Source organism: Paractinoplanes pyxinae (assembly GCF_026626335.1).
Taxonomy (GTDB): domain Bacteria; phylum Actinomycetota; class Actinomycetes; order Mycobacteriales; family Micromonosporaceae; genus Actinoplanes; species Actinoplanes pyxinae.
Genome location: NZ_JAPNTZ010000008.1, coordinates 398575 through 425254, shown reverse-complemented (window position 1 = coordinate 425254; position 26680 = coordinate 398575). Strand labels below are relative to the sequence as shown.

Here is a 26680-nt window from a genome sequence, read left to right as displayed (position 1 = left end):
AGCGAAGCGGTCGTAGGGCCAGGAGGGCATGCCCCGGGAGGCACGGCGTGAATCTCCCCGAGGTGTTCCGGTCGATCCGGTTCCGGCTCACCGTCATCTATTCGATGGTGCTGTTCACCGTCGCGGCCGTGACCCTCGGGGCGATCTACATAGCCGTCCGCCAGACGACCGAACCGCAGCCGGTCAGCGCGCAGCTGGCCAAGGTGTACGACCAGAACCGGAACTTCCAGGGGTTCTCCAACGTCGCCGAGATCAGCCAGATCGAGGCCGCGGTGAACTACAACACCCTCACCACGCTGCGGCAGTACACGATCATCGCGCTGGCCGTGCTGTTCGTGGCCAGCCTGGCCATCGGCTGGATCATCTCGGACCGGGCGCTGCGGCCGGTCGGGGCGATCACCCGGACCACCCGGGACATCCAGGCCACCGACCTGTCCCGCCGCATCCGGCTCGCCGGGCCGCGCGACGAGCTGCGCGACCTGGCCGACACCATCGACTCGATGCTCGACCGGCTCGACCACGCGTTCCAGGCCCAGCGGCAGCTCATCGACGACGCGTCGCACGAGCTGCGCAGCCCGCTGGCCATCATCCGGACCAACCTCGACGCGTCGCTCACCGTGCCCGAGGCGACCCCGGAGGAACGGCAGCGGGCGGTGGCGGTGGTCGACCGGGCCACGACGCGGATGTCGCGGCTGGTCGAGGACCTGCTGGCGACGGCCCGCCGCGACGCCGAGGCCTCGATCGACGCCGACGTCGACCTGTCGGTGGTGGCGCGGGAGGCCGGCGAGGAGTCGTTCGTGACCGACCGGCCGTTGCGGCTCCGCGTAGAGACGAAGCCCGACCTGCACATGATCGGGGACGCTGACGCACTGCGCCGGGCCGCGGGCAACCTGCTGTCGAACGCGGTGCGGCTGGCGCCGGCGCCGTCGACCATCACCATCGCCACCGGGCGGTCGGGGTCGTGGCTGTGGCTAGCCGTGGCCGACGAGGGGCCCGGCATCGCCGCCGACGACCTGCTCCGGGTGTTCGACCGGTTCTGGCGGGGGAACAACGGCGAAACTGATGGGGTACGGCGTGAGCGTCGAACCGGGCTGGGGCTGGCCATCGTCCGGCAGATCGTCGAATCGCACGGGGGCCGGGTGGCCGCCTATTCGACGCCCGGCAACGGCAGCACGTTCGTCTTGTGGCTGCCCGCCGCGGGGCGTACGGACGAGGAACCGCCACCCCATGGCAGCCCCTGGCCGTAGACGCGCACGACGCCCTTGCCGGCCGCCTTGGCCTCGTAGAGCGCCACATCGGCTTCGTGCAGCATCTCGTCCAGCGCGCGTCCCGGCTCGGCGGCGTGGCTGACGCCGATGGTTCCGCGGATGCCCGATCCCAGGATCCGGGTGGCCGTGCCGGCGGCGGTCTCCGGATCGGTCGCCGGGAGCAGGACGGCGAACTCGTCACCGCCCAACCGTGCCGCGATTGCGCCCGTACGAAGTAATTCGCCCAGCCCCGCCGCGACGCTCACCAGAACCGCGTCGCCCGCCGCATGCCCCTGGGTGTCGTTGACCTGCTTGAACCCGTCCAGGTCGAGCAGCAGCACGGCCGCGTCACCGCGAGCCAGCGCCGCCGTGGCGTCACGCTGGAAGGCGGCGCGATTGGGCAGGCCGGTCAGCGGGTCGTGGAAAGCGCGGTGGTCGAGTTCGGCGCGCAGGCGGCGCACGATGAGCAGGTTGAGGAACTGCCGCACCAGGGCCAGCGCGGACGATCCCAGGACCACCCAGACCAGGACGGCGCTGGGCGTGCCGTTGACGCGGTACTCGAGCGCGACGCAGCCGAGGGTGAGCACGGTCGGCAGGTACGACAGCGTGCTCCAGAAGCTGGTGAAGGCCCGCCAGCCGGTCGGGTCGGCCGGCGCGATGACGTTGCGGCTGGACACCGCGACGGTCAGGCCACCGACCAGGTACGCGGCCCCGAGCCCGCCGGAGTACCAGGGCAGATTCTCGGCGTGGGTCCACACGCTGCCGACGGACGCCACCGCGAACAGGGCCATCCCGGCCGCGAGCAGGTGCAGCGAGTGCGGGCCGCTGGTGCGCGACATCAGCATGAGGGCGAGCGTGGCCGCGACGATCTCGGGCAGCATGGTGAGCACGAAGCTGGTCTGACCGCCGGCCGGCAGGTGGGCGGCCGCGGGGGAGAGCACGAAGTGCCAGGCGCTGGCGAAGATCGCGCCGGCCACGGTGGTGACGTCAATGAGGTACGTGCCGAGGGCCAGACGGTCGGGGAAGGGCGGCGCGGCCAGCAGGATCGCGGGCACGGTGGCCACCGCGGCGCACACGCCGAACAGGTCGGGGGCGACGCCGACGGGCAGGCCGAGCGCTTCGGCGGCGTAGAGCGCGTACGCGAGACCAAGCAGGCCGCCCGCGACGCCGCCGAGCATGGTGGCGCCCCGGATCCGGCCGGTGGCCGCCCGGGCCTGGCGACGGAACCCGACGGCGGAGTAGAGACCGGCGGCGGCGATCGGCACGCACGCGAGCACGAGGCCCGGCCGCTCGGGCAGGTGCGGCAGGAGCAGCTGCAGGAGGAGGCCGGCGCCGACGATGAGGACCAGCTTCCGCACGTCTCACCATCGGCTGCCCGGCCTTCGTCTTGAGTCCTGAGCAGCTGGTGATTTACGGGATGGACAGCGCGGGCGCGGTGCGGGAGATTCGCGGGATGATTACTGTGAGCGGGCTGGACGAGCTGAAGACCCTGGCCGGACGCGACCTCGGGCACAGCGCGTGGTTCGAGGTGACGCAGGACAGGGTGAACCAGTTCGCCGAGGCCACCGGCGACCACCAGTGGATCCACGTGGACGAGGCGCGGGCGGCGGCAGGGCCGTTCGGCGGGACGATCGCCCACGGATACCTGACGCTGTCCCTGGTGATCCCGTTCTTCGGCGAGATCCTGCAGGTCGAAGGGGTCCGGATGGGCGTCAATTACGGGCTCGACCGCGTACGGTTCGCCAGCCCGGTCCGGGTCGGCGCCAAGATCCGGCTGGCCGCCACGGTGGTCTCGGTGGAGGAGGTGGCCAAGCGGTGCGTGCAGGCCACCTACGACTTCACCGTGCAGATCGACGGGCTCGACAAGCCTGCTTGCGTGGCGCGGCCGATCTACCGCTACTACGCCTGAGTTGTCGCGTGGGCGCCCGGGTTGCCGCCCGGGCGCCCACTTCGTGGGTTCGTCAGCCCACGCGTTCGATGACGGCGCGGCGGATGAGGAACTTGCCGGGCTCGCGGACCTGCTCGAAGGCGGCGTTGTTGAGCAGGACGCAGCTGCCCGAGGTGGTCTCGACCTTGACCGTGGTGCTCTTGTTGTTGTCGAGGTTGGTGACCTTCAGGGTGGTGCCGATCGGGAAGGTGCCGCTGGACGCGAAGGGGGCGCCCGCTTCGCCGGAGAGGGTGACCGTCGAGCCCTTGCAGACGACCTCGCCGGCGCCGGTTCCCGCGTTCTGAGCCGGCGGGTTGGCCGCCGCCGGTGGCTTCGTGGCGCCGGCCTGGTTCCCGCCGTTGTTGCCGGCCGGGGGCTTGGCGGCCGGGGGCTTGGCGCCTTGATTGCCGGCCGGGGGCTTGGCGCCTTGATTGCCGGCCGGGGCGGCGGCGCCCGGGACCTCGGCCGCCACGTCGGCGTTGCAACCGGCCACCGCGCGGCGCTGGTTGATCAGGTCGACGACCGCCTGCCGGTTGGCGATGCGGGCCTCGGACTGGGCGTCGGGGGCCGAGCGCTGACCGGCGATGAACTGCAGGTTCTGGCGCAGGGCCTGGTCGAGCCCGACGCAGTTCTCGCCCGCGCTGCTCATGCCGGTGCTGACGGCGAACGCGCCACCCGCCAGCGCCAGCGCCGAAGCTCCCAGGACGACCTTGCGCGTCGTCGAGGACATCTTGCGCTGCCGGGTCCGATACATCGTGGGGCTCCTTCGCCGTCGGAAGCTGCTCGCTGCAGCTGTACCGACAACTACGACCCCGGTCGCACGGGCGGATGAGGGCCCAACATTAAAGATCCTTAAATCGGGAACCGGTGCTCGAACGGCGGTCGATGCGCAGGTCCCGCTCGAGCTCGGTGATCATCGTGCGCAGGTCGTCGAGGCGCTGGCTGACCAGGATGCGGTCGATGTCGTCGGGGACGCCGTCCTGGTCCTCGTCGGTGCCCAGGCTCTCGGTCATCTCGAGGCGGCGGGCCTCTTCCATCGAGTTGACGATGACGGCGATGAGGATGTTGAGCAGCAGGTTGACGGTGATCAGGACGTAGCTGATGTAGTAGACGAGCGTCCAGGGCGACAACTCCAGCCCCTGCTGGATCAGGTCCGGCAGCGTTTCCAGCGAGAGCAGCACGAACAGCGTGAGCACCGCGCGGCCGATGGTGCCGTAGTCGTCCGGGTAGGCGTCGCCGAACAGCAGCCAGCCCGCCATCCCGTACACATAGAAGGTGACCAGGGCCAGCGCCAGGAACCCGCCGACCCCCGGAAGGCTGCGCAGCAGTGCCGTGACGATCGTGCGCAGCCCCGGCGAGAAGCGCACGAGCCGCACCACCCGCGCCATCCGGATGACCCGCAGAGCAGCCGAGTCGCCGTGCAGCCCCGGGATGAACACGGCCGCGATGACGACGAAGTCGAAGACGTTCCAGCCGTGCTTGAAGAAGTCCTGCGGCCGCCGCCCGTACGCCAGAATCCGGATGACGATTTCGGTGACGAAGACGGCCCGGAAGAACCACTCCAGCCAGTGCAGGTAGGGCATCGACTCGACCAGGTGGTCATAGGTCTCAACGCAGAGCAGAACAGCGTTGGCCCCGATCATGACCACAATGGTCACCTCGAACGCGCGCGAGTCGACGATCCGGGAACAACGGCGGGCCACACGCGTCAGGTCGAACATCGAAACAGCCTACGGAGAAGAGCGTTTCTTCAATGTCCGGGGCGGCGCACGCAACAGCGGAGGCTCCGCGCGCGTCAGAACTAATGCCGGACCACGCCGGCGTCACGAGCCCCCGCCACTTGGTCGCCGCCTCCCCCCGAGTCGCGATCGGGTGGCGGGCCCGTCAGGGACGGCGGTAGTCGTCGCGGACCGGGCGCAGGATCATCGTGGCGTCGTTGTCGGAGTTGCGGACCGGCGGCAGGTGCAGCACCGCCGTCGCGTCCTTGTCCGGGCCGTCGAACAGGCCGTTCAGGCCGACGTCGGGGGAGGACGGGCGGGGGTCGCGGATGACCGGGAGCACCGTGGTCGCGTCGGCGTCGGGTGGGCCCAGGCGGTTGGAGCGCAGGCGCTGCCAGACGAAGTAGCCGATGCCGATCACCACGCCGGCGATGACGATCTTTTGGAAGACGCCGGCGTAGCCCTCGACGCGGTGCCAGTTCTCGCCCAGGATGAAGCCGGCGGTCACGAACAGCGTGTTCCAGATGAGGCTGCCGAGCGTGGTGAGCACCGTGAACTTCCAGAAGCTCATCCGCTCGACGCCGGCCGGCAGCGAGATGAAGCTGCGGAACAGCGGCACCATGCGTCCGAAGAACACGGCCTTGGTGCCGTGCTTGGCGAACCACTCCTCACAGCGGTCGAAGTCTTGCACCTTGACCAGCGGGATGAACGCCACCAGGCGGCGCGTGCGGTCCCGGCCGAGCAGCGCGCCCGCCCAGTAGACGATGATCGCCCCGACCACCGAGCCCAGCATGGTCCAGAACAGCGCCTCGGGCAGGCTGAACACGCCGCGGCTGGCTGAGAAGCCGGCCAGCGGCAGCACCAGCTCGCTCGGGATGGGCGGGAACAGGTTGTCGAGCCCGACGATCAGCGCCGCGCCCACGCCGCCCAGCGATTCCATGAGGCCGACGGCCCACCCGGTCAGCCCGCCGGACGTCTCGGGGGCGGCTTCGGCGAGCACGGTCACGAAGAACTCCTCAGGCTGATCCGACGGCATGACCTCCAGCAGTATCGACGGCCTCCCTGAGAGTTCCCTGCCAGCTCTCAGCTTCAGAGGTCGCGCACGGTGCGGGTCTCGGTGTCGTAGGTGCGGGCGGACTCGAAGCGGCCGGACATCGGGGAGACGTCGGCGAGCAGGTCGAGCGCGGCCGGCTGGGCCTCCGGCGGTACGCGCAGGGCGAGGCTGAGATGCGGGACGAACTCTTCCGGTGGGGGCCAGCCGCCGATCGACGACCACACCGAGGAATGCAGGGCGTGCAGCGCGGGCGAGGGCTCGACCGTCCAGACCAGCGCTCGGTTGAGCATACGAATGCCCGTGAGCTTTGCGGCGAGCGGAAGCTCCAAAGGCGGGAGGCCGGCCAGCGACGAAGCGGTCACTACGGTGAGGTGTGGGCGATTTGTCGCGTGGGGGTGGGCGCCCAGGCTCGGCAACCCCGAACTCGCCAGCAGCGCCCACAGATTCCGTACGCGGGAATCAAGCTCGGCCGACGGGAGCAGCTCGACGGTGTGCACCGGTCAGAACGCGTAGCGGACGCGGCAGTAGGGAATCTTCTCGGCGATCAGGTCGGTCAGGGCGTTCACGTACTGGCCCTTGGCGCCGGTGCGGTAGCGGACGTTCAGCGAGCCGTTCTGCGAGCGCTTCACCTGCTGCAGCTCGGGGCGCCACAGCAGCTCCTCCGCCTTGGGGTGCCAGCCGAGGTTGACCTGGTGCAGGTCGCGGTTGTGGGTGAGGAAGATGACCTCGGCGGCCAGCTGGGCCTTCGCCGCGGGGTTCAGCGCCGCGTCCAGCTGCTCGAACAGCTCAGCCCAGGAAGGCAGCCAGCCGTCGCGGACGACGACGGGGCTGAAGTTGACGTGGACCTCGTACCCGGCCTCGACGAAGTCGTTGATCGCCGCGATTCGTTCCAGGATCGGCGACGTACGGATGTCGAGCAGTTTGGCGTCCTGGGCGGGCATCAGCGAGAAGCGGATCCGGGTGCGGCCCTGCGGATCCCACGTGAGCAGGTCGCGGTTGACGTACTTGGTGGCGAACGACGCCTTGGCAGTCGGCATCCAGCGGAACTGCTCCACCAGGTCGCGCACGTTGTCGCTGATCAGGGCGTCGACGCTGCAGTCGGAGTTCTCGCCGATGTCGTAGACCCAGGCCGTGGGGTCGCACTCGTTGGGGGCCGGCTTCACACCCTGCCGGGCGGCGTGCCGGCCCACGTACCCGAGGATCTTGTCGATGTTGGCGAAGACCGTGACCGGGTTGCTGTACCCCTTGTGCCGCGGGACGTAGCAGTACGCGCAGGCCATCGCGCACCCGTTGGCCGTGCTGGGCGCGATGAAGTCGGCCGACCGCCCGTTGGGCCGGGCGGTCAGCGTCTTCTTCACCCCGAGCACCAGCGCCTCGCGCTTGATCCGGACCCAGCGGTTGACGTTGGTCTCGTCGCCGTAGAGCTCGTCGATGCGGTTGTGGCTCTCGACCTCGACCACCTCGGCGTCGGGGAAGCGGGCCAGCACCTCTTTGCCGCGGGGGAGCGCGGCCGCCGCCGGCTCGGCGTAGATGCGGCGGATTTCCAGCAGGTCAGAACTCATATGCCGACCAGCGTAGTTCAGCGCCGGGGCTCCCACCGGAACAGACGCGCGGCGAGAGCCACGGCGACGACGACCCAGGCCAGTGTGGGCGCCAGCAGGATCAGCGAGGCGCTGCCGTTCCAGGCGTCGACGACCATCTCGGTGGCCGCGCCGCCGGGCAGCAGCCGCTTGAGCAGGGTCAGCTCCTCGGTGCCGCTGATGCCGACCCAGCTGGCGATCGCGATGACGCCGATGCTGATCGGCAGCGTGGTGACCTGGGCGTGCTCCGGCGAGTTGGTGAGCCCGGCCGTGGCCAGGGCCAGGCCGACCATCATGGCGATGGTGGCCACGGCCGCCGCGGCCAGCAGCGGGATGTCGCCGGGGCGGCCGCTGACCACGCCGAACACGGTCAGGATGACGCCGATCTGCACCACGCTGAGCACGGTGACCGGCAGCAGCAGCCCGGCCAGGATGGTCCGGTCGCCGGCCGCGGTGGAGCGCAGCCGCTTGAGGAAAAGGTTCTGCCGGCGCGAGGCCAAGGTGGTCACCGCGGTCGTGTAGAGGCCGAACGCGCCGACCGTGAACATCACGATGGCCGCGATGTAGCCGAGGCTGCCGATCGTGGCGAAGGCCTCGTGGCGGTAGATGAAGAACGCGCTCACCGCGACCGGCATGACCAGGCTGGTGACCAGCACCAGGCGGTTGCGGAAGATCTGGATGAGCTCACTGCGGGCGATGGCGAACATGGGTGCCTCCTCAGGCTTCGATCGCGCGGAAGACGTCGTCCAGGCTGGTCGGGCCGGCGGACAGGTCGCGGAGCTCGACTCCGTGGTCCTGCGCCCAGCCCAGCAGCACGTGGAGGTCCTTCTGCAGCTGGAAGGTCTCGATGACGGTGACCCCGTCGCGCTCGGTCGAGGCCAGCGGCAGCGGCTGCGGCCCGGCGGCGAAGCGGATGTGCGACGGCAGGGTGCGGGTGAGCTCGCCGACGGTGCCCTCGCGGCGCAGGACGCCCTGGTGCATGAGGCCGATCCGGTCGGCCCGCTGCTGCGCCTCCTCCAGGTAGTGCGTGGTCAGCACGATGGTGGAGCCGTTCTCGCGCAGGCGGTCGACCGATTCCCACAGGGAGTCACGCGACTGGATGTCGAGGCCGGTGGTGGGCTCGTCGAGGAAGATCAGCTCGGGTGTCCCGTACACGGCCGTGGCGAAATCGAGGCGGCGCTTCTCGCCGCCGGAGAGCTGCGAGACGAGGGTGCCGGCCTTGCGAGTCAGACCGACCACGTCCAGTACGCGGCCCGTGTCGTCCTGCCGGGCGGTGAGCTGCCCGATCAGGTTCACCGACTCGCGGACGGTGAGATCGGGGGAGAAGCCGCTCTCCTGCAGCATGATGCCCATGCGGGGGCGGACGGCCTTGCGGTCGCCGGGGTCGTGGCCGAACACGCGTACGGTGCCCGAGGTGGCCTGCCGGTGGCCCTCGACCGTCTCCAGGGCCGAGGTCTTGCCGGCGCCGTTCGTCCCGAGCAGCGCGTAGAGCTCCCCGGGTCGTACCTCGAACGACAGGTCCTTCACGGCGTGGAACTCGCCGTACTTGAGGTTGAGCTTGTCGACTTCGATGACTGGCGTGGACATGACTCGATGACACCAGCGGAAGCGGCCGGCGGTCAGTGTCGCAGTGTCACGAGCCCGTATGACGTGGTGTCACTGTGCGATGCCGCCGGAGATCTCAATACTGGGACGGTGAACACCCACGCGCTGCGGCTGACCGACGCCACGCAGGGCCGGCTGCGGCGGCTGAACCTGGCCACCGCGCTGCCGCCGATCATCGTGGCGGCCGTGGTCGTGGTCGCGGTCGACCTGCATGTCTGGTGGCACGCCCTCATTTTGGTACCGGGCGCGGTGGCGGCGGTGGTCGCGTTCGAGCGGTGGACGGCCAACGACGTCGGCCGGGTCGCGGTGCCGTGCCTGATCGTCGGGGCCGTGGTGTGGCCGCTGGGGGTGCTGGTGATCGACAGCCCCAACGCGTGGTGGGGGGTCGCCAGCGTCGGGTCGCTGTCCATCCCGCGGCTGCCCCGCTACCGGTACGCGGCGGGCGTCGCGCTGGTCGGTTACGTCGGCGCCGTCGGGGCGCTGCGGCTGCTGGTCGACGGCGGCGACGACGTCCAGCGGTTCGCGCTCATTCCGGCCGCCGTGACCGCGCTGATCATGGTGCTGTCGTACGTCGGCGAGCGCTTCTACGACATCGTGCAGGAGCTCGAGGTGTCCAAGCAACGCGAGGCCGAGATGGCCGTCATCCGCGAGCGCGTCCGCTTCGCCGGCGACCTGCACGACATCCAGGGGCACACGCTGCACGTGGTCAAGCTGAAGGCGGCGCTCGCCCAGAAACTCGTGCGGGCCGATCCCGAGCGGGCCGAGGAGGAGTTGCGAGAGATCAACACCCTGCTCACCGACACCATTCAACAGACCAAAGAATTGGCGTACGCGCAACGAAGGCTCAATCTGACGGCGGAGCTCGAGAACGCCAAGAACCTGTTCGAGGCGGCCGGGATCACCGTGCGCATAACCCGGGAGTCCGAGCCCGAGGCGCGCAGCAGCGAACTGCTCGGCCAGGTGCTGCGCGAGACGACCACCAACATCCTGCGCCACGCCCAGGCCACCCAGGTGCGGATCACGCTGGGCGCGGCCGGCATCACGATCGTCAACGACGGGGCGCGGGGCGAGACGCTGCCCGAGCTGCGGGGCCTGTCGGCGCTGCGGCAAAGGGTGCACGACGACGGCGGCGAGCTGACGGTCTCGCTGCGGGAAGGGGAGTTCGTGACGGCGGCGGAGTTCCGATGACGACGGTGGTCCTGGCCGACGACGAGGCTCTGCTGCGCAAGGCGCTGGCCGCCCTGCTGCCGCTCGAGGGCGACATAACCGTGCTCGCCGAGGCGTTCGACGGCACTTCCGCCGTACGGGAAACGCTTCTGCACCGGCCCGACGTGCTCGTCATCGACCTCGAGATGCCGGGGGTGGACGGCCTGGGCGCGGTCGCCGAGATCCGCCGCAGCCGGCCCGAGCAGGTGATCCTCATGCTGACCCGGCATGCCCGGCCCGGTGTGCTGCGCAAGGCCCTGAAGCTGGGGGTGCAGGGTTTCGTCAGCAAGGCGGCCGAGCCCGCGCACATCACCTCGGTGATCGCCACCTTGCACGAGGGCCGGCGCTGGATCGACCCCGACGTGTCGGCGCTGGCCGTCATCGACGACTCGCCGCTCACCGAGCGCGAGACCGACGTGCTGCGGGTGACCGGCGAGGGCTATTCGGTCGCCGACATCGCCACCCGGCTGCATCTGGCCCCGGGAACCGTACGCAACTACCTGTCCAACGCCATGCGCAAGACCCAGACGCAGACCCGCCACGACGCGGCGCGCTACGCCCGCGAACACGACTGGCTCTGAGAAAGTCCCACGAGAGGAAAGACCATGCTGATCGTCGAGGATCTGATGTTGCTGCTGCTCGACGACGAGACGGGCGTCCCGGCCGCGGCCGGCACCCTCAACTACACGCTGGGCGGCGCCGTGCTCGTCGAACTGGCGCTGCTGGGCCGCGTCGAGACGGACGGCAACAAGGTGTACGCCGTCGGGGACGGGCCGCTGCCCGACCCGTTGCTGCAGGAGGCGTACGACAAGGTGGCCGAGAAGCCGCGCGGCGCCCAGACCCTGCTGATCACGATCGGCTCGTACCTGTACCAGCCGGTGATCGACCGCCTGCTCGAGCGCGGGCTGATCCGCCGCGAGAAGAAGCGGGTGCTGGGCATCATCCCGATGACGCGGCTGCCCGCGGCCGACCACGAGCACGAGGCCGGGCTGCGGGCCGGGATCCGCGCCGTCCTCATCGACGGCGCGGAGCCCGACGCGCGGACCGCCGCCCTCATCGCGCTGCTCTCGGGCAGCGGTGCCCTCCCGATGCTGCGCCCCCAGCTGGCCTGGTCGACCCCCGTCATTGAGCGCGCGAAAGCGCTCGAGCAGGGCAACTGGGGTGCGGACGCGGTGAACACGGCGGTGGTCCGGACCGCGGCGGCGATCGCTGTCTCCACCGCGGTGACGACGGTCACGGTCGTGACCAACCCGTCGTGACGACCCTATCGACGGTGGTGAGCGGCCTTAGCAAGCCCGGCACGGGTGGCACGAATGCGGGAGAACGCTCTCAGGGGCGGGTGAGGCGGAGCAGGACGGCGCTGCGGCCGGGGCCGTACTTGGCCGAATAGAGGGCCAGCACCCGCTCGGGAGTCTCGGCGGCGGCGTCGGCCAAGACGAAACTGTCGTGGCCGTCGGAGACCTCGTGATCGGGGTGGAAGGCGTGCGGCAGCGCCTGGGGGTGGACGTCGACCCAGTGCTCGCCTTCGTGCAGGACGTAGCGCAGCTCGTGCTCGACCGTCTCGGCGCCGATCGTGAAGCGCAGCGGCATGCGGTAGTGCTCGGGGATCTCGCGCAGACCGGGGGCGTTCCAGCGGGTGGTGAAGGCTTCCAGCGCGAGCCCGCCGACGTCGCCGCGCACGCGGACCTCGCGCTGCAAGTTCTCGCTCATGCGGCGGTCGCGGAACAGGCCGTACGAGAGCCAGTCGTCGACGCGGTAGAAGGCGTGGGCCGGGCCGACCGGGCTGATCCGCACCTGGAACAGCGGCCGGTGCCGCTCGGGCAGCTCACCCAGGAAGGCGTCCAGCCGCTCGATGTTCTGCCGCATCAGCGCGAGCGCGTCGGTCGGGGCGACCTGGCGGGCGCGCTCGGCGGCGTCCGGTGACGACGGGTCGGTCAGCAGGATGCGGAAACGGACGCCGCGGTCGAGGGCGGCCCGGACGGCGGCGATGAAGTCCTTCTCGTACGCGGGCTCGAGCAGCCCCGTCCAGTGTTTCCAGATGTCGACCTGGTCGTGCGCCCGGTCGATGAGCCGGATCACCTCGCGGTAGTCGAGCTGATCGCGCCACCGGACGGCGTTGCGGTTGAGCGAGAGCACCAGCGGCTGCAGCACGAGCACCGCCAGCACCAGGTCGAACAGGTTGGCGCCGATGTTGATCCGCAGCTCGTCGGCGAAGCCCTCGGTGTGCCGCAGCGGGAACAGCAGCACGAAGCTGCCGAGCAGGAGCACCGCCCCGATCGCGGCGTACAGGGACGAGAGCCGGCGCATGCCCCTCATCGTGGCACCCAACCACAACCGTCGATTCCTAACCTCGGCCGGTGCGGTGCCGATGCGAAAGGGGACTTGGATCCCCACTTGTGGAAGGTTACGGATGACCACCGACACTCAGGCTCGCCCGGCGTCCGGGCCCGCCGCGCCGCCGGTCCCGACCGGGCGCTGGTGGGCGCTGGTCGTGCTCGCGATGGCCCAGCTGATGGTTGTGCTGGACGCCACCATCGTGAACATCGCACTGCCGACCGCGCAGGCCGACCTGGCGTTCTCCGACGCCGACCGGCAGTGGGTGGTCACCGGCTACGCCCTCGCCTTCGGCAGCCTGCTGCTGCTCGGCGGGCGCCTGTCCGACTTCTTCGGCCGCAAGCGCATGTTCCTCATCGGCCTCGTCGGTTTCGCCCTGGCCTCGGCGCTGGGCGGCGCGGCCAACGGCCTCGAGATGCTGATCGTCGCCCGCGCGCTGCAGGGCGCGTTCGGCGCGGCCCTGGCCCCGGCCGCCCTCTCGCTGCTGTCGACCACGTTCACCGAGCCCGCCGAGCGCGGCAAGGCGTTCGGCATCTTCGGCGCCATCTCGGGCGCCGGCGGCGCGGTCGGGCTGCTGCTGGGCGGGGTGCTGACCGAGTACGCGTCCTGGCGCTGGTGCCTCTACGTCAACCTGGTCATCGCCGCCATCGCCGTGGCCGGCGCGCTGCTCAAGCTTTCGGACGAGCCGGTGCAGAACCGGGCCCGCATCGACATCCCGGGCGCGGTCACCGCCGTGGTCGGCATGGTGGCACTGGTCTTCGGGCTGGGCAAGGCCGAGACCGACGGCTGGTCGTCGGCGGTCACCCTGATCCCGATCGTCATCGGCGTCGTCGTCCTGGTGGCGTTCGTGCTGATCGAGCTGCGGGTGCCCAACCCGCTGCTGCCGCTGCGCGTCGTGCTCGACCGCAACCGCGGCGGCTCGTACGCGGCCATCGGCATCGCCGGCGCCGGCATGTTCGGCATCTTCCTGTTCCTGACGTACTACCTGGTCGGCAACCTCGGCTTCACGCCGGTGCAGACGGGCCTGGCCTTCCTGCCGATGCTGGGCGCGATCATGCTCTCGGCCACCACGGCCGGCTCGATGCTCACGCCGCGCGTCGGCCCCCGCCCACTGGTGCCGGTCGGCGCCCTGGTCGCGGCCTGCGGCATGGCCTTCATGACGCGGCTCGACCTCGATTCCACGTACGCGTCGGGAGTGCTGCCCGGCCTGCTGATCATCGGTCTCGGCCTCGGCCTGGTCTTCGCCCCCACGCAGAACGCGGCCACCAGCGGCGTCGAGCACCGGGACGCCGGCGTGGCCTCGGCGATGATCAACACCGTGCAGCAGATCGGCGGCTCGATCGGCACGGCCCTGCTCAGCTCGTTCGCGGCCACCGCGGCCACGAACTACGCGACGTCGCACGCCCGCTCGCCGCAGGTCGCCCTCGAGGCGTCGCTGGCCAGCTACCACACCGTGTTCTGGTGGTCGGCCGGGCTGTTCCTGGCCTGCGCGGTCGTCTCGGCCCTGCTGTTCCGCTCCGGCCCGCTGGCCGTCGACCCCGACGCCCCGCGCGCCATGGCCCACTGAGGTCACTCGCTGTCAGCGCCCCGGTCGCCTTCATGGCGGCCGGGGCGTGGCGGTGTGTGTACTCTCAGCTAGGCGTGGTAATAATGTCCGTCGATGGACGGGGATGATGCGAAGTGGCAGCGATGGCGGCGCGAGATCTTCGGCGATCCCTCCGACGGGCCTGAGTTCGAGGCTCTGCTGGAGGCCGCGCGGCGCGATCCCAGGACGGTCGAGCGCATGTTGCGGGCCGGGCTGGCCGAGGGCGACTCGGTGGCCGCGCAGTCGTTCATCGCGCTGGCCGCGGCCGGGCTGGCCCCGGCCGACGCGGTCAGCATCCTGCGGACGGCGCTGATCCGGGCTCAGGACGAGTTCCGCATCCGGGTCGCCGAGGGACTTTACGCGCTGACGCGCGATCCGGGCTGGGCGACGCCGGTGGCGGGTCTGCTGTCGGGGGCGCGGTCCGAGTTCGTACGGTTGGACGCCGCGATCGCCCTGGCCGGCTTCCCACCGACGACGGCACTGGTGCGAGCCATGGCCGCCGCCGTGCAAGACCGCGAATACCTCGTGCGCTATCACGCGGCCAACGCGCTCCTGCGCTGGGCGGGCGATCGCCGCCGGGTCGACCACGTGCCCGACCTGTTCGCCAAGATCACCGACCGTTCCGAGGCCGCGTGGCGATCCGCCGCCGAGGAACTGACCTCACGACTCCGGGGCTGACGCGGCGTTGCGCTGACGCGGGGCTCCGAGGCCCTTGGCGGCGCGCCACTGGGTGTGCTCGGTCGAGATGGCGTTCTCGGCCTCGTCGACGAAGCGCGGCCAGTCCGCCTTGGACACACCGTCCAGCTCGTCGGCGATCAGCCCCAGCTCGTAGGCGTTCCGCGAGTAGGCCCGCTGGTTGTCGGCGTAGCTTCGCGCCTGCGTCCAGGCCGCGAGACCGGCCGCGGCCGCGCTGAAGACGCCCAGCAGGTCGACGTCGACCTGGCCGAACGCCTTGAACGCGGCGCCCACGAAACCGGCGAGCTCGAGCGCGATGGCGACCCAGGTGAAGGTCTGCTTGAGCCGTTCGTTGGCGACGGCCTTGCGGGCGTACCAGCCTCGCTGGTCCTCGATCCGGCCGTCCCGGTAGGCCGCCCGGCGATCCTCGAACGAACTGGCGCGCACGGACCGCATCCGGTCGGTGATCTGTTTGGTCGGGGCCGAGGGCGACGGCGCCGGCAGCTTGTCGGGGTCGATCACCGCGGCCAGGCGGGCTCGGAGCAGCTTCTCGGCCGCCGTCTCGGGCAGGCTGAGCGGGAACGGATCCCCGCCGACTATGTAGCGCCAGGTCAACGTCTTGATCGACTCGCTCGCGGTGCGGGCCTCGTACCAGCTGCGGGCCGGGTCGGTCGCCTGCAGATAGGTCGCGGCGCCCAGCGCGATCGCGAACGCGACGAAACCCAGCAGGCCGAACAGGTCGAACGAGCCCGCCCGCCACGACCAGGCGCCGCCCAGCGCGGCCGCGAACAGGGCGAACAGCCGCACCCGGGTCGCCCGGACGAACCGGCGCTGGCCGGCCAGGCTGCCGGAGTCGGCCGGGTAGTACAGGGCGGGATAGTCGAGATCGAAGCTCAAAATGGTGGCCCTCCTGCCCAGCATCGTGGTGGGACTGTCCACACGGGGCAAGCCCCGATCGGGGGAACGGCCGTCGATATCGGGGGCCGTCCTCGTTGACCGTTCGTGGACTTCATGGACGTCGTGGACGAGAACACCGAGGACGAGTTCGACAACGAGATCGGGCCGGGCACGACCATCGCGCTGATCCTGGGGCTGATGGTCTTCTACGGGCTGTTCATCGCGATCGCGTTGGCTCGAGCTTGAGATTCGCATCCACGCCTGTGGATGCGAAGTGCGGCTTCACGTGGTACTCCGAGAGGAGCGCTCAGCGAGGAGGCCGTCATGTCCGTGTCATCCCAGAGGTTCGGCCGGGGATCGGGGATCTTCCGGCGCAAGCCCGTCGACGACGTGTCGGACGAGCGTGACACCGACCTCAACCGGTCGCTGGGGCTGTGGCAGCTGACCGCGATCGGCGTCGGCGGCATCATCGGGGCCGGCATCTTCGCGCTGGCCGGGGCGGTGGCCAACGAGACGGCCGGGCCCGCCGTGCTGTTCTCGTTCCTGATCGCCGGCATCGCCAGTGCGGCCGCCGCCCTCTCGTACGCCGAATTCGCCGGCATGATCCCGAAGGCGGGGTCGGCCTACACGTACGGGTACGTCGTGCTGGGCGAGGTGGTGGCCTGGTTCATCGGGTGGGACCTGCTGCTCGAGTACACGGCGATCGTGTCGGTGGTGGCCATCGGGATCAGCGGCTACTTCTCGTTCCTGATGGCCGACCTCGGGGTCGACCTGCCGGCCTGGATGCTGGGTGCGCCGGGCACGGGCGACGGGCACGTGGTCGACCTGTTCGCTGTCATCCTGTGCCTGCTCATCGCGTACCTGCTCAATCGGGGCATCCGGGCGGCGGCCCGGGCCGAGACGGCGGTCGTGATCCTCAAGGTCGTCATCGTGCTGCTGGTCGTGGTGGTCGGCGCGTTCCACATCACCCGGTCCAACTACGACCCGTTCTTCCCGTTCGGCTGGAGCGGCGCCATCACCGGCGCGGCCACCGTCTTCTTCGCCGTCTTCGGCTACGACGCGATGAGCACGGCGGCCGAGGAGTCCAAGGACGCGCGGCGCCACCTGCCCAAGGCGATCATCTACTCGCTGATCATCTCGATGGTGCTGTACGTGCTGGCCACACTGGTGCTGACCGGCATGCAGAACTACCGCGACATCGACCCCGAGAGCGGCTTCTCGAGCGCCTTCGCCTCGGTCGGCCTGTCCGGCCTGGCCGACGTCATCGCGGTCGGCGCGATCGTCGGCATCCTGACCGTGATGTTCACCTTCATGCTGGGCGTGACCCGGGTCTGGTACTCGATGAGCCGCGACGGCCTGCTGCCGGCCTGGTTCGGCAAGCTGCACCCGACGCGGCGTGTGCCGAGCCGGGTGACCTGGATCGCCGGCATCGTGTCGGCCATCATCGCGGGGTTCCTGCCGATCCGGGAGGCGGCCGAGCTGACCAACATCGGCATCCTGCTGGCCTTCGTCGTGGTGTGCATCGCGGTCATCGTGCTGCGGTACCGGCGGCCCGAGATCCCGCGCACGTTCCGGCTGCCGTTGATGCCGATCATCCCGGCCGTCGGCGTCGTCTTCTCGATCTGGCTGATCACTTTCCTGGAGCCGGTGACCTGGCTGCGCTTCGCGGTGTGGTTCGTGCTCGGCCTGATCCTGTACTTCACCTATGGCCGGCATCACTCGAAGCTCAACCAGCACTAAGTTTACAGGCGTTGCCTTAAGCCGTATGTTTACAGCTGTAAGCATACGGCTGAGGGAGCTTGCGCCATGGAAACCACCGAAGTTGTCCTGCCCGGCATCGTCGAGCCCAGCGGGCTGCAGCTGCGTACGCGGGATCTGCCGCCGCCGGCACCCGGCCAGGTGCTGGTCACCGTTGAGGCCAGCGGAGTGTCGTTCGCCGAGCAGGCCATGCGGCGGGGGCGATACCCCGGCCAGCCGAAGTTCCCGTTCGTGCCCGGGTACGACCTGGTCGGCGTCGTCCACAGCGTCGGCGCCGGCGTCCACGCGGCACTGGCCGGCCGGCGCGTGGCCGCGATGACCAAGACCGGCGGTTGGGCCCAGCACGTGCTGCTGCCGGCCGGCGACCTGGTCGCGGTGCCCGACGGCCTGGACCCCGGCGACGCTGAGACGCTGGTCGTCAACGGCGTCACCGCGTGGCAGATGCTGCACCGCACGGCCCGCGTTCAACCCGGGCAGACAATCCTCGTGCACGGCGCGAACGGCGGGGTCGGCGTCACCCTGGCCCAGCTGGCCCGGCTCGACGGCATCCGGGTGATCGGCACGGCCAACCCGCGGCACCACGACGCCCTGCGAGCGTTCGGCGTCGTCCCGCTCGACCACGCCGACCCTCAGTTGGCCGACCGGATCCGCGAGCTGGCGCCGGGCGGGGTCGACGCGGCCTTCGACAATCTGGGCGGTGAACACCTGCGCCGCGCCTGGCGGTTGCTGGCCCCGGGCGGCGCGCTGGTCAGCTATTCGATCGCGGCCCACGAGAAGGGGCCGATGGTGCCGGCGTTCCTGGCCACGCTGGCCCGCCTGGCGGTGTGGAACGCTTTGCCGAACGGCAAGCGCGCGTCGTTCTACGACCTGTGGTCGGGCCGGCGTGACCTTGCGAAGTTCCAGGCCCGTACGCGCAAAGATCTGACCGCCGTGCTGTCGCTGCTCGCCGAGGGCCGGATCACCGCGCAGGTGGCCGCCCGGGTGCCGCTGTCCCGCATCAGCGAGGCCATGACCTTGGCCGAGGCGCGAACCGTGCCCGGCAAGGTCGTCGTGGTCCCCGCGTAAGGTCGGCGGAATGATGTCTTCCGGCTTCGGCCTCGGCCCTGGCGCCAGTCCTCATGCCGGCTCTGGTGCTGGTACTCGCGCCCGCAATCGGCGGGGGGAGGGTGCGCGCCTGCGTGACGACATCCTTGCGGGGGCGGCGGCGATTCTCGACGAGACGGGCGACGGGCAGGCCGTCACGCTGCGGGCGGTGGCCCGGCGGGTCGGCATCTCGGCCCCGTCGATCTATCCGCACTTCGCCGACCGGGACGCCATCCTGTTCGCCCTCACCAGGGCCGCCTTCGCCGAACTCACCGACCGCCTGCAGGCGGCCCAAGGGGTGGACGCCGAGGACCGCCTGATCAGCGTCTGCAACGCGTACTTGGACTTTGCCGTGACCCACCCCGAGCGCTACCGCATCATGTTCGGCGGCGTGTTCGACGGCGCCCGCGCGGTCGCCGACGGAACGCTCACCGTCGAGGAGGCGACCGGCCTGGGGCGCGACGCCCTCCAGGTGATCGTCGAAAGCCTGGACGCGTGCGTTCAGAGTGGCCAGTCGTCCAGCACGAACACGTTCGCCGACGCCGTGGCTCTGTGGCTCGGCCTGCACGGCCTGGCCCACCAGCGATCAGTCGTCCCCGGCTTCCCGTGGCCGGCCGACATCGCCGCTCGCGTGATCCGCCCGCTGGCCCACCTCGTCCCCTGACGCGCGACCGTCGCGCGTTCTTGGCCGTTCGCTCACTGTCGTGCGGGTTACGGCTTCAGACGGACGGCGGTGGTCCAGAGGGTGGGTTCGCGTTCGGCTTCTATGACGCAGCGGGCGAACAACCACAGCCGTACGCGGTCTGGGTCCAGGGCCAGCAGGGTGGCCATGCGGTCGGCGAAGGCGGCTGGGTCGGTGGCCAGGCGGTCGGGGAAGTTGAGCATGTGCTGGATGGGGTCGTAGGCCGGGTCGCCCGCGTAGGGCTTGGGGTCGACGATCAGCCAGGGCTCGCGTTCGGCTCGCAGGACGTTGTCGGGGTGCAGGTCGGTGCACAGCAGCACGTTGCGGTCGGCGGTGCTCGGCAGGCTCAGCCACAACTCCAGGCCGGTGCGGGCCAGGCCGGAATCGGGCAGCTTCTCGGGCCGCACGCTTTTGGCCCAGGCGTCGACCATTGACTGCAACGGGCGGAAGTCGCTGCCGGACGGGGGAGTGATCCACAGCCGGGGCAGCAGCTTCGCGATCACCTCGTCGCGGTCGGCCGGCGGCAAGGACGCGGTCAATGTGGTGCCGGGGCGGCAGGCTTCCAACAGCAGCGCGTCGGTCTGGCCGAAATGTTCGTCGCGATACACGCGTACGGTGCCCTGGCCGTTCCAGGCTCGCAGGCCGGCCGCCTCGTCGCGGGCCTCGTAGTGCTTCCAGCCGACCTTGAGCACCGGGCCGTCCCGCGTCGGCGCCACCCAGGACGCCGAGCCGCCGGGCTGGTACGGGCGCTCGACCTCGATGTCCCACCGCTCGCAGAGTTCGGTGACGATTCCCGGCAGCTCGGACAGCCATTGATCGAACGGCTTGTGCCGGCCGATGGTCGTCACCAGGTTGGCCGGCATCTCGAAGTCGGTCATGGAAAGGGATGATCCTCGATCGACGATTTCTCGGTGACCTCTTAAACTCGTTTACTTGAGGCTTCATCCAACGCGGCATCGTCGATGACGATCAGGACGCCTCGATGGTGAGGCAGTGCCGGCGGGCGCGTCGCCACCGCACTCCGGGTGAGCTACGGGGCGTACAGGATCTGACCGGTGGCGGCGCGCTCTCCGCCACCGGTCGCCACGCCGCACGGGCACGCCGCACGGCACGGAGGTGACCATTACCCTCAGGGCCGCCGCCGCGATGCCGATAGCCTCCTCGTGAGCCAGCACAGGTCGGTCCTGCGGACCGCGCGGCGCGACCCCGTCATGATCGGGGCCGTGCTGTGGACGCTGGCCGGGTGCGTCGCGCTGTTCGCCCTCTCCGGGCGGTCCAACGCGCAGGTGCAGGCGTTCTGGTTCTTCCAGCCGCCGCTCGACGCGCTCCTCGCCCTGTCGTCGTGGCAGGTGGCCCGGCGGGCGACCGGCGCGTTGCGGCGCTTCTGGCTCGTCATGACCTTCGTCGGCGCGCTGGTGGCGGTGGGCGACACCGTCCAGCTCGTCACCGCCCTGGCCGGCCAGAACCAGTGGTCGACCGCGGGCGGGCCGGTGCAGACCATCTGCTTCACGGTCGCCGTGGCCGCCCTCATCATCGCCATGCTGGCCCACCCGATGCCCGGGCGGACCCGGCGTGAGCAGGTGGCCTTCTGGCTCGACTCGGCGACCGTGCTGGTCGGCGGGGCCGTGGTGGCCTGGTGCTTCGCGGTGGGGCCGGACGACGTCCTGAACACGATGGTGACCGGCGCGGTCATCCTCACCTCGGGCTTCGCGGCGGTAAAGCTGGTGCTCAGCGGCAACGCGCCCATGCACAAAGCGGTAGCCGTTCCGCTGCTGGCGTCGGCCGTCGTCAACGCGATCGGTGTCTTCGTGTCGCCGGGCGCCGACGGGCCGATGCCCGCCCACGTGTACGCCATCCGGTTCCTGCCGTCGCTGCTGATCGCCATGGGGCCGCGCCTGCAGGAGTTGCTCGCTCGCTTCGACGAGAAGGCCGCCTTCGGTGCGCGCCGGCAAAAGTCGTACAGCCTTCTGCCGTACGGGTCAATTGCCGTCGCTTTTACTGCGGTGCTCACGGTCATCCCCGAGGGGCCGCACGCCCGCCTGTGGGGCGCCGTTACCGGGCTCGGCCTCATCTTCGCGCTGGTGGTGTGCCGGCAGCTGGCCGCCTTCCACGACAACCGGCGGCTCATCGACCAGCTCGACGCCACCCTGGCCGACCTGCGCGAGCACGAGGCGCGGCTGCGGCACCAGGCCCAGTCCGACGGCTTGACTGGCCTGGCCAACCGCACCTGCTTCCACGAGGAGGTGGCGGCCGCACTCGCCACACCTACCGGCTCGGGCCTGACCACGGTCATGATCATTGACCTCGACGGTTTCAAGGCGGTCAACGACACGCTGGGGCACGCGGCCGGCGACGCGTTGCTGGCCGGCGTGGCGGACCGGTTGCGCGTTTCCGTGCGTACGGGCGATCTGGTGGCGCGCCTGGGCGGCGACGAGTTTGCCGTGCTGCTCCGCGACTGCGGCACGGCGGGCGCTTCGCAGACTGCCGACCGCATCCTTCTCGAGCTGGCTTCGCCCATCCCGTACGAGGACACGGTGGTGCGCGCGAATGCGAGCATCGGCATCGCGAGCGCCGAACCGGGCGACGACGCCGGCAGCCTGCTGCGCAGCGCCGACCTGGCCATGTACGCGGCCAAGCACGCCGGCAAGGGCAGCTGGAAGTGCTACAACCCGGCCGCCCTGTTGTAGGACGGCACCATGGGGCTCACGTGAGCCCCATCGCGAGCCTGGAACGACCGGGACGCCGACCGCTTCGGCGCCCTGTTCGCGCCGGACGGCCTGCTGATCGGCTTCGACGGCAGCCAGGTCGAGGGCAGCGCCGTCCCGGACCACCTACGGCCCATCTTCACCGACCACCCGACGGCGGCCTACGTCGGCAAGGTCGTGGGCACGCGCGCGGTGGGCGAGTCAGCTTGGCTGGTTCATGCGATCGCGGGGATGATCCCGCCCGGGGCTGAGGAGTTGAGCCCGGCCCTCAACACCGTCCAGACCGTGGTGGCTGAGCGGCAGGGCGGCCGGTGGATGATCGTCCTCTTCCAGAACACGCCCGCCCAGTATCACGGCCATCCGGAAGCCGCGGCCCGGCACATCGCCCAGCTGACGTGCTGACGCCTGCCGTCAGGCCACGATCTCGTTCGCCAGGAAGGCTTCGGCTTGCTGGTGCTGGCGCACGGCCCCGATCGCGGCCGACCATCGGGAGATCTCACGAGCCAGGGCGACGGCGCCGGCCTCGTCGCCGGTGTCGCGGGCCAGCACGGCCAGCAGCATCTGCTGGGCCAGGGTGGCCGGTGTTGCTCCCGAGGCGGCGGCCAGAGCCGTGGCTCGCTGCCAGCGTTCGCGGGCGCTGTCCAGGTGGCCCTCGTCGCGGTCGTGGTCGCCCAGGTGCCGCAACGCCTCCCAGGTCAGCGGAACGTCGCCACCGCCCTCGCCGGCGCGCAGGGCGATCGCATAGTGCGCGGGCGCGGCGGCCCGATCGGCGAACAGATTGTCGAGGATGAGGCCGTGGTACATGTGCGCCCAGCCCTCGCGTACCGAGTCGGGCGCGTCGGCCGCCAGCTTCCCGGCGCGCTGGTGCAGAGCATCCAGGACAGCCGGGTCCTTGCCGTCAGGCCCGAAGGAGAACCGGCCGTCGGCGAACAGCTGGCCGAAGTAGTCGATACGCAGGCGCAGGAACTGCACATCCCACGCCGGGCCGCACAGACGCTCGGCCGTGGCGAGCCGTGTGGCCGCTTCGTTGCCGCCGGTCCGCATGTCGTGGTCCACCGCAATCTCGGCCGCCGCCAACGCGAAGCGGGGGTCATCCGAGTCGGCGACGTCCAGCAGAGTCAAGGCTCGTTCCCACCGGCCGGCCCGAGCCAGATCGAGGGCCGCCCCGCAGATCTCATCGAGTAGCGTCATGCCCGGGACGGTAGTAATCCGAAAAACTATCCACAAGAAAACTATGTCGCGGGGGCGGGAACGTGCGGGACAGCGCGGACGAGTTGGTGGCGGTCTGGGGCGACGAGTTGCCGTGGATGGATCCCGTGCAGGAGGCGATCATGGTGCGGCTGGCGGTTCTCGGGCGGCATCTGACCCAGGCGCGGCGCGCGGCTCTCGTCCAGGGCGGGCTGGAGCACGGGCAGTTCAAGATTCTGCTGGCTTTGCGACGGGGTGGATCGCCCTATGTGGCCAGTCCGTCGGAATTGGCGGACCGGCTCGGGCTGACGCGGGGCGCGCTCTCGGCGCGGCTGGGGCCGCTCGAGGAGGCCGGCCTGATCGAACGCGACGCCGAGCCGGGCGCCGACCGTCGTCGGGTGCGGGTGCGGCTCACCGAGGCCGGGAACGGGGCGTTCGAACGGCACGCCACGACCGAGAACCGCGGCGAGGCGGCGCTGCTGGCCACGCTCACCCCCGGCGAGCGGCAGACGCTGGCCGACCTGCTCCGGAAGCTCGTGCTGCAGGCAGGGCAGCAGTCTTGAACGTCGCCGTCATCGGGCAGGCCGTGGGCCTGTTCGCGGTCACCAACGTCGACGACATCGTGGTTCTGGCCCTGTTCTTCGCCCAGGGGGCGGGTCATCGGAACACGACCCGGAACATCTTGGCCGGCCAGTATCTGGGTTTCGCCGGCATCCTGGTCGTCGCCGTGGCGGCCGCCTTTGGCGCCACGTTCCTGCCCGACGAGGTCGTGCCTTACCTCGGCCTGCTGCCGCTGGGTCTGGGCATCAAGGCCGCCGTCCAAGCGTGGCGGAACCGCGACGACGATGATGACGAGGCCTCGTCGACCGATCGCCCGCCCGGAATGCTCGCCGTGGCCGCCGTGACCTTCGCCAACGGCGGCGACAACATCGGGGTCTACGTCCCGGTGCTCGCCACCGCCGGTGCCGGCGGCACGAGCATCTACGTGGTTGTGTTCCTGCTTCTGGTCGCGGTCTGGGTTGCCGCCGGCCGGTTCTTCGCCACCCGGCCGGTCATCGCCAAGGCGCTGAGCCGCTGGGGGCATATTCTGCTGCCCGTCGTCCTGATCGGCCTCGGCCTGCTCATCCTCATCGGGGGCGGCGCCTTCGGCTGGTAGTTCCGAACTGCCGCATACGCGATCTGCGATCACCGCGGATCAGGAGATGCCGCACGGTTCGCCGTTGAGGGTGAACGAGGGCGGAGCGGCGTTGCTGGTGGTCCAGCGGCCCAGGAGGCCGGCTGTGACGCTGGCGCCGGTGGGGATTCGGGTGTTCCAGCGGGCGGCGGTCAGCGTGACGTCGGTGGCCGTCTGGGTGAAAGTAGCGTTCCAGGCGGAGGCGACGCGTTGGTCGCCGGCGGTGGGGAAGGTCAGCGTCCAGCCGTCTAAGGCGGTGGGGGCGGTGTTGGTGATGGTGAGCTCGGCTACGAAGCCGCCGGGCCATTCTGAGGTGATGTCGTAGGCGACACGGCAGGTGCGAGCCGGGGGAGGCGTCGTGGGCGTGGGGGTGGTGCCGGGCCGGACGGTGTTGGAGGCGATCGACAGGTTGCCGGCGGCGTCCTTGGCCCGCACGTAGTAGGCGCTCAAGCCGGTGCCGTTGCTGCCGGGCGGGGCTACGAACGTGGTGGCGGCGGTGGTGCCGACCAGCGTCGACGAGTACCAGCCGTCGAAGAAGTAGACGTTGTAGCCGGTGACGCCCGTGTCGTCGGCCGCCGGGTTCCAGGCCAGGGCGGAGCCGTCAGGGGTGGTTCCGGTGAGGCGCAGGTCGGTGGGGGCTGTCGGCGGGGAGGTGTCGCCGGTGGTGCCGGCCGGAGTCATGGCGGTGACCGCGGGTGGTGACGTTGAGATTCGGCCGTCGGTGCCGCGAGCCAGCACCCAGAACGTGTACTGGTTGATCGGGCGGATGTTCGACGTGATGGTGACCGTGGTGACGTTGCCGACCTGCTGCGACCAGTAGATGTCGTTGAACGCCTGCGTGTAGTTGACGGCGTAGCTGTCGACCGGGCTGGAGCCGGGATCCGACGCGGTCCACGACAGGGTGACCGAGGTCGGGGTGACGCCGCTGACGGTGAAGTCGGTCGGCGGCGATGGCGGCCGGCCCGTCGTCGGCGGAGGTGGTGGGGCCGGCGTCGAAGGCGGAACGGCGAGCGGGTTCGCGCCGGCGGCCGGCCCGGCCAGTGCGGCGGAGACGGCAGCGGCGGCGAACGTGATCGCGAGCAGCGCGCGAATCGAGGTCCCCATGGAGCCGACCGTCCAGTATGCATAGACGGATGTCAACGCCTACTGACCGGTCATCGCTCTTTGTGCCGGTCTGGGCGGACTGCGGCGGCGGCTTCAGCCTGATCTTGGCCGAGGGCGGCCCGCACACCGGCGCATCCCGACGACAACGAGATCGGTCGAGGTTTGAGTAGGCTGCGGATTGTGATCAGGGCACGGCGGTTGGGCGACGGGGACCTCGTGGCGCTGGTGTCGCCGTCGGGGGCCAGCGAGGCGAGGCGCGTGGCGGCTACCGTGGCGGCGCTCGAGGGGTGGGGGCTGCGCGTCCGCCTGGGCAAGCACGCGGGCGGGCGGCATGCGTTCTTCGCCGGCACCGATGACGAACGGCTGGCCGACCTCAACGACGCATTGCGGGTCCCGGAAGTGCGGGCGGTGTTCTGTCTGCGCGGCGGCTACGGCATGCAGCGCATCGTGGACGGCGTCGACTTCGCGGCCGTGCGGGCCGACCCCAAGGTCGTGATGGGGTTTTCGGACGTCACCGCCCTGCACGCGGCGATGTGGCGCGAGGCCGGGCTGGCGACCGTCCACGGGCCGACGGCCGGTCAGTTCGAGCGCGGGCCCGCGTCGCTGACCGTGCGGGCGGCCCGGCGGGCGGTCACCCTGAGCGAACCGGTCACGGTCACGGCGACAAGAGACGAACCCACGTACGCCGTACGCGTCAACGGCTCGGCCACGGGAACGCTGCTCGGCGGCAACCTGGCCATGCTGGCGAGCACCATCGGCACCCCGCACGCCCTGGACCTGACCGGCGCGATCCTGCTGCTCGAGGACGTCGAGGAGGAGCCCTACCGCGTCGACCGCATGCTCGTCCACCTTCGCCGCGCAGGTTGGTTCAACGGCGTCCGCGGCGTGGCCGTGGGCCAGTTCACGAACTGCGTCGACACCAAGCCGCACTACCCGCCGATCCTCGACGTCCTGCACGAGCAGCTGACCGGCCTGGGCGTGCCGGTGCTGGGCGGCCTCTCGCTGGGCCACGGCCCCGAGCAGATCGCCGTCGGCCTGGGCGTCCCGGCCCGCCTCGACGCCGGCGCGGGAACGCTGGTGGTCGACCCCGCCGTCGTCTGAGGCACCCACCGCGAGGGCCACGGCGGCGAGGAGGCCGAGGCCCTAGCGCGAGGGTCA

At 70.5% G+C, this 26680-nt stretch carries 28 protein-coding genes and 1 pseudogene; 16 read left to right on the top strand and 13 right to left on the bottom strand.

Features of this window, described 5'->3' with window-relative positions; translation table 11 throughout:
• The first annotated feature begins 47 nt into the window (after positions 1-47).
• Positions 48-1247, top strand: a complete 1200-nt coding sequence (locus OWR29_RS24760) for a sensor histidine kinase (protein ID WP_267565595.1) — start codon at positions 48-50, stop codon at positions 1245-1247.
• Here the strand turns inward: OWR29_RS24760 and OWR29_RS24755 are convergent.
• On the bottom strand, positions 1148-2605 hold the full coding sequence (locus tag OWR29_RS24755; protein WP_267565593.1) for a GGDEF domain-containing protein: 1458 nt from the start codon (positions 2603-2605) through the stop codon (positions 1148-1150). The genes OWR29_RS24760 and OWR29_RS24755 overlap by 100 nt on opposite strands.
• Positions 2606-2700: 95 nt before the next feature.
• Between OWR29_RS24755 and OWR29_RS24750 the strand changes: the two genes are divergently transcribed.
• A complete protein-coding gene (locus tag OWR29_RS24750; RefSeq protein WP_267565592.1) occupies positions 2701-3156 on the top strand; it encodes a MaoC family dehydratase in 456 nt (151 codons plus the stop codon).
• A gap of 52 nt (positions 3157-3208) precedes the next feature.
• Here the strand turns inward: OWR29_RS24750 and OWR29_RS24745 are convergent, their stop codons facing one another.
• The 7 genes from OWR29_RS24745 to OWR29_RS24715 all read right to left on the bottom strand — a co-directional run bounded on the left by OWR29_RS24745 (position 3209) and on the right by OWR29_RS24715 (position 9113).
• Complete coding sequence (locus OWR29_RS24745; protein ID WP_267565590.1) at positions 3209-3928, bottom strand: SCO2207 family protein; 720 nt, start codon at positions 3926-3928, stop codon at positions 3209-3211.
• 88 nt (positions 3929-4016) lie between these two features.
• A complete protein-coding gene (locus OWR29_RS24740) occupies positions 4017-4895 on the bottom strand; it encodes an ion transporter (RefSeq protein ID WP_267565589.1) in 879 nt (292 codons plus the stop codon).
• Positions 4896-5058: 163 nt separating this feature from the next.
• Positions 5059-5928 (bottom strand): DedA family protein, encoded by an 870-nt coding sequence (locus OWR29_RS24735; protein ID WP_267565587.1) that lies wholly within the window; start codon positions 5926-5928, stop codon positions 5059-5061.
• Positions 5929-5981: 53 nt separating this feature from the next.
• Complete coding sequence (locus OWR29_RS24730; protein ID WP_267565586.1) at positions 5982-6443, bottom strand: 2'-5' RNA ligase family protein; 462 nt, start codon at positions 6441-6443, stop codon at positions 5982-5984.
• A 3-nt stretch (positions 6444-6446) separates the two neighbouring features.
• The gene (locus OWR29_RS24725) at positions 6447-7508 is read right to left on the bottom strand and encodes a spore photoproduct lyase family protein (RefSeq protein WP_267565585.1); all 1062 of its coding nucleotides are present in this window, start codon (positions 7506-7508) and stop codon (positions 6447-6449) included.
• Between the two features lie 17 nt (positions 7509-7525).
• Positions 7526-8233: an ABC transporter permease gene (locus OWR29_RS24720; protein ID WP_267565584.1), complete on the bottom strand. Its 708-nt coding sequence runs from the start codon at positions 8231-8233 to the stop codon at positions 7526-7528.
• Positions 8234-8243: 10 nt separating this feature from the next.
• A complete protein-coding gene (locus OWR29_RS24715) occupies positions 8244-9113 on the bottom strand; it encodes an ABC transporter ATP-binding protein (RefSeq protein ID WP_267565583.1) in 870 nt (289 codons plus the stop codon).
• A gap of 108 nt (positions 9114-9221) precedes the next feature.
• On the opposite strand from OWR29_RS24715, the gene OWR29_RS24710 reads away from it, so the two are divergent.
• Genes OWR29_RS24710 through OWR29_RS24700 form a run of 3 tightly spaced genes read left to right on the top strand, consistent with a single transcriptional unit; the run spans position 9222 to position 11596 of the window.
• Entirely contained in the window at positions 9222-10319 is a 1098-nt protein-coding gene (locus OWR29_RS24710) for a sensor histidine kinase (protein WP_267565582.1), read from the top strand.
• The gene (locus tag OWR29_RS24705) at positions 10316-10918 is read left to right on the top strand and encodes a response regulator transcription factor (RefSeq protein ID WP_267565581.1); all 603 of its coding nucleotides are present in this window, start codon (positions 10316-10318) and stop codon (positions 10916-10918) included. The genes OWR29_RS24710 and OWR29_RS24705 overlap by 4 nt, the downstream gene beginning before the upstream one ends.
• Before the next feature lie 24 nt (positions 10919-10942).
• Positions 10943-11596, top strand: a complete 654-nt coding sequence (locus tag OWR29_RS24700; protein ID WP_267565579.1) for a GOLPH3/VPS74 family protein — start codon at positions 10943-10945, stop codon at positions 11594-11596.
• Between the two features lie 70 nt (positions 11597-11666).
• Here the strand turns inward: OWR29_RS24700 and OWR29_RS24695 are convergent, their stop codons facing one another.
• Positions 11667-12644 carry a phospholipase D-like domain-containing protein gene (locus tag OWR29_RS24695; protein WP_267565578.1) on the bottom strand — a complete coding sequence of 326 codons (978 nt, stop codon included), beginning with the start codon at positions 12642-12644 and terminating at the stop codon, positions 11667-11669.
• 103 nt (positions 12645-12747) lie between these two features.
• Here OWR29_RS24695 and OWR29_RS24690 point away from each other — a divergent pair, with 103 nt between their 5' ends.
• Positions 12748-14238 carry a DHA2 family efflux MFS transporter permease subunit gene (locus OWR29_RS24690; RefSeq protein WP_267565577.1) on the top strand — a complete coding sequence of 497 codons (1491 nt, stop codon included), beginning with the start codon at positions 12748-12750 and terminating at the stop codon, positions 14236-14238.
• 93 nt (positions 14239-14331) lie between these two features.
• The gene (locus tag OWR29_RS24685; protein ID WP_267565576.1) at positions 14332-14934 is read left to right on the top strand and encodes a hypothetical protein; all 603 of its coding nucleotides are present in this window, start codon (positions 14332-14334) and stop codon (positions 14932-14934) included.
• Here OWR29_RS24685 and OWR29_RS24680 read toward each other — a convergent pair.
• A complete protein-coding gene (locus tag OWR29_RS24680) occupies positions 14917-15852 on the bottom strand; it encodes a DUF4231 domain-containing protein (protein ID WP_267565575.1) in 936 nt (311 codons plus the stop codon). The genes OWR29_RS24685 and OWR29_RS24680 overlap by 18 nt on opposite strands.
• 90 nt (positions 15853-15942) lie before the next feature.
• Between OWR29_RS24680 and OWR29_RS24675 the strand changes: the two genes are divergently transcribed.
• The 4 genes from OWR29_RS24675 to OWR29_RS24660 all read left to right on the top strand — a co-directional run bounded on the left by OWR29_RS24675 (position 15943) and on the right by OWR29_RS24660 (position 19333).
• Complete coding sequence (locus OWR29_RS24675) at positions 15943-16074, top strand: hypothetical protein (RefSeq protein WP_267565574.1); 132 nt, start codon at positions 15943-15945, stop codon at positions 16072-16074.
• 78 nt (positions 16075-16152) lie between these two features.
• The gene (locus tag OWR29_RS24670) at positions 16153-17568 is read left to right on the top strand and encodes an amino acid permease (protein WP_267565572.1); all 1416 of its coding nucleotides are present in this window, start codon (positions 16153-16155) and stop codon (positions 17566-17568) included.
• Positions 17569-17634: 66 nt separating this feature from the next.
• Positions 17635-18651: a medium chain dehydrogenase/reductase family protein gene (locus OWR29_RS24665; protein ID WP_267565571.1), complete on the top strand. Its 1017-nt coding sequence runs from the start codon at positions 17635-17637 to the stop codon at positions 18649-18651.
• Positions 18652-18661: 10 nt separating this feature from the next.
• Complete coding sequence (locus OWR29_RS24660; RefSeq protein ID WP_267565569.1) at positions 18662-19333, top strand: TetR/AcrR family transcriptional regulator; 672 nt, start codon at positions 18662-18664, stop codon at positions 19331-19333.
• Between the two features lie 47 nt (positions 19334-19380).
• Here the strand turns inward: OWR29_RS24660 and OWR29_RS24655 are convergent, their stop codons facing one another.
• Positions 19381-20229 (bottom strand): aminoglycoside phosphotransferase family protein, encoded by an 849-nt coding sequence (locus tag OWR29_RS24655; protein ID WP_267565568.1) that lies wholly within the window; start codon positions 20227-20229, stop codon positions 19381-19383.
• A gap of 285 nt (positions 20230-20514) precedes the next feature.
• On the opposite strand from OWR29_RS24655, the gene OWR29_RS48055 reads away from it, so the two are divergent.
• Together OWR29_RS48055 and OWR29_RS24645 are read left to right on the top strand one after the other, a co-directional pair.
• A complete protein-coding gene (locus OWR29_RS48055; protein WP_324291267.1) occupies positions 20515-22038 on the top strand; it encodes a diguanylate cyclase domain-containing protein in 1524 nt (507 codons plus the stop codon).
• Positions 22039-22083: 45 nt separating this feature from the next.
• Positions 22084-22458: pseudogene (locus OWR29_RS24645) on the top strand (SgcJ/EcaC family oxidoreductase); the annotation flags it as partial.
• A gap of 9 nt (positions 22459-22467) precedes the next feature.
• On the opposite strand, the gene OWR29_RS24640 reads toward OWR29_RS24645, so the two are convergent.
• Entirely contained in the window at positions 22468-23247 is a 780-nt protein-coding gene (locus OWR29_RS24640) for a hypothetical protein (protein ID WP_267565567.1), read from the bottom strand.
• A gap of 62 nt (positions 23248-23309) precedes the next feature.
• On the opposite strand from OWR29_RS24640, the gene OWR29_RS24635 reads away from it, so the two are divergent.
• Both OWR29_RS24635 and OWR29_RS24630 read left to right on the top strand, forming a co-directional pair.
• The gene (locus OWR29_RS24635; protein ID WP_267565566.1) at positions 23310-23807 is read left to right on the top strand and encodes a MarR family winged helix-turn-helix transcriptional regulator; all 498 of its coding nucleotides are present in this window, start codon (positions 23310-23312) and stop codon (positions 23805-23807) included.
• Positions 23804-24400 carry a cadmium resistance transporter gene (locus tag OWR29_RS24630; RefSeq protein WP_267565565.1) on the top strand — a complete coding sequence of 199 codons (597 nt, stop codon included), beginning with the start codon at positions 23804-23806 and terminating at the stop codon, positions 24398-24400. Before OWR29_RS24635 ends, OWR29_RS24630 begins: the two co-directional genes overlap by 4 nt.
• 39 nt (positions 24401-24439) lie before the next feature.
• Here OWR29_RS24630 and OWR29_RS24625 read toward each other — a convergent pair whose 3' ends face one another.
• Positions 24440-25522, bottom strand: coding sequence for a cellulose binding domain-containing protein (locus OWR29_RS24625; RefSeq protein ID WP_267565564.1), 1083 nt, complete (start codon positions 25520-25522; stop codon positions 24440-24442).
• Positions 25523-25702: 180 nt separating this feature from the next.
• Here OWR29_RS24625 and OWR29_RS24620 point away from each other — a divergent pair, with 180 nt between their 5' ends.
• Positions 25703-26623, top strand: a complete 921-nt coding sequence (locus OWR29_RS24620) for a S66 peptidase family protein (protein ID WP_267565563.1) — start codon at positions 25703-25705, stop codon at positions 26621-26623.
• Positions 26624-26680 lie beyond the last annotated feature (57 nt).

Bases quoted from the DNA above. Each gene is read 5' to 3' on its own strand.
- OWR29_RS24750 (WP_267565592.1), top strand. From the start codon at position 2,701: ATGATTACTGTGAGCGGGCTGGACGAGCTGAAGACCCTGGCCGGACGC.
- OWR29_RS24745 (WP_267565590.1), bottom strand. From the start codon at position 3,928: ATGTATCGGACCCGGCAGCGCAAGATGTCCTCGACGACGCGCAAGGTC.
- OWR29_RS24740 (WP_267565589.1), bottom strand. From the start codon at position 4,895: ATGTTCGACCTGACGCGTGTGGCCCGCCGTTGTTCCCGGATCGTCGAC.
- OWR29_RS24735 (WP_267565587.1), bottom strand. From the start codon at position 5,928: ATGCCGTCGGATCAGCCTGAGGAGTTCTTCGTGACCGTGCTCGCCGAA.
- OWR29_RS24725 (WP_267565585.1), bottom strand. From the start codon at position 7,508: ATGAGTTCTGACCTGCTGGAAATCCGCCGCATCTACGCCGAGCCGGCG.
- OWR29_RS24720 (WP_267565584.1), bottom strand. From the start codon at position 8,233: ATGTTCGCCATCGCCCGCAGTGAGCTCATCCAGATCTTCCGCAACCGC.
- OWR29_RS24715 (WP_267565583.1), bottom strand. From the start codon at position 9,113: ATGTCCACGCCAGTCATCGAAGTCGACAAGCTCAACCTCAAGTACGGC.
- OWR29_RS24705 (WP_267565581.1), top strand. From the start codon at position 10,316: ATGACGACGGTGGTCCTGGCCGACGACGAGGCTCTGCTGCGCAAGGCG.
- OWR29_RS24700 (WP_267565579.1), top strand. From the start codon at position 10,943: ATGCTGATCGTCGAGGATCTGATGTTGCTGCTGCTCGACGACGAGACG.
- OWR29_RS24695 (WP_267565578.1), bottom strand. From the start codon at position 12,644: ATGCGCCGGCTCTCGTCCCTGTACGCCGCGATCGGGGCGGTGCTCCTG.
- OWR29_RS24690 (WP_267565577.1), top strand. From the start codon at position 12,748: ATGACCACCGACACTCAGGCTCGCCCGGCGTCCGGGCCCGCCGCGCCG.
- OWR29_RS24685 (WP_267565576.1), top strand. From the start codon at position 14,332: ATGGACGGGGATGATGCGAAGTGGCAGCGATGGCGGCGCGAGATCTTC.
- OWR29_RS24680 (WP_267565575.1), bottom strand. From the start codon at position 15,852: ATGCTGGGCAGGAGGGCCACCATTTTGAGCTTCGATCTCGACTATCCC.
- OWR29_RS24675 (WP_267565574.1), top strand. From the start codon at position 15,943: ATGGACGTCGTGGACGAGAACACCGAGGACGAGTTCGACAACGAGATC.
- OWR29_RS24670 (WP_267565572.1), top strand. From the start codon at position 16,153: ATGTCCGTGTCATCCCAGAGGTTCGGCCGGGGATCGGGGATCTTCCGG.
- OWR29_RS24665 (WP_267565571.1), top strand. From the start codon at position 17,635: ATGGAAACCACCGAAGTTGTCCTGCCCGGCATCGTCGAGCCCAGCGGG.
- OWR29_RS24660 (WP_267565569.1), top strand. From the start codon at position 18,662: ATGATGTCTTCCGGCTTCGGCCTCGGCCCTGGCGCCAGTCCTCATGCC.
- OWR29_RS24655 (WP_267565568.1), bottom strand. From the start codon at position 20,229: ATGACCGACTTCGAGATGCCGGCCAACCTGGTGACGACCATCGGCCGG.
- OWR29_RS24640 (WP_267565567.1), bottom strand. From the start codon at position 23,247: ATGACGCTACTCGATGAGATCTGCGGGGCGGCCCTCGATCTGGCTCGG.
- OWR29_RS24625 (WP_267565564.1), bottom strand. From the start codon at position 25,522: ATGGGGACCTCGATTCGCGCGCTGCTCGCGATCACGTTCGCCGCCGCT.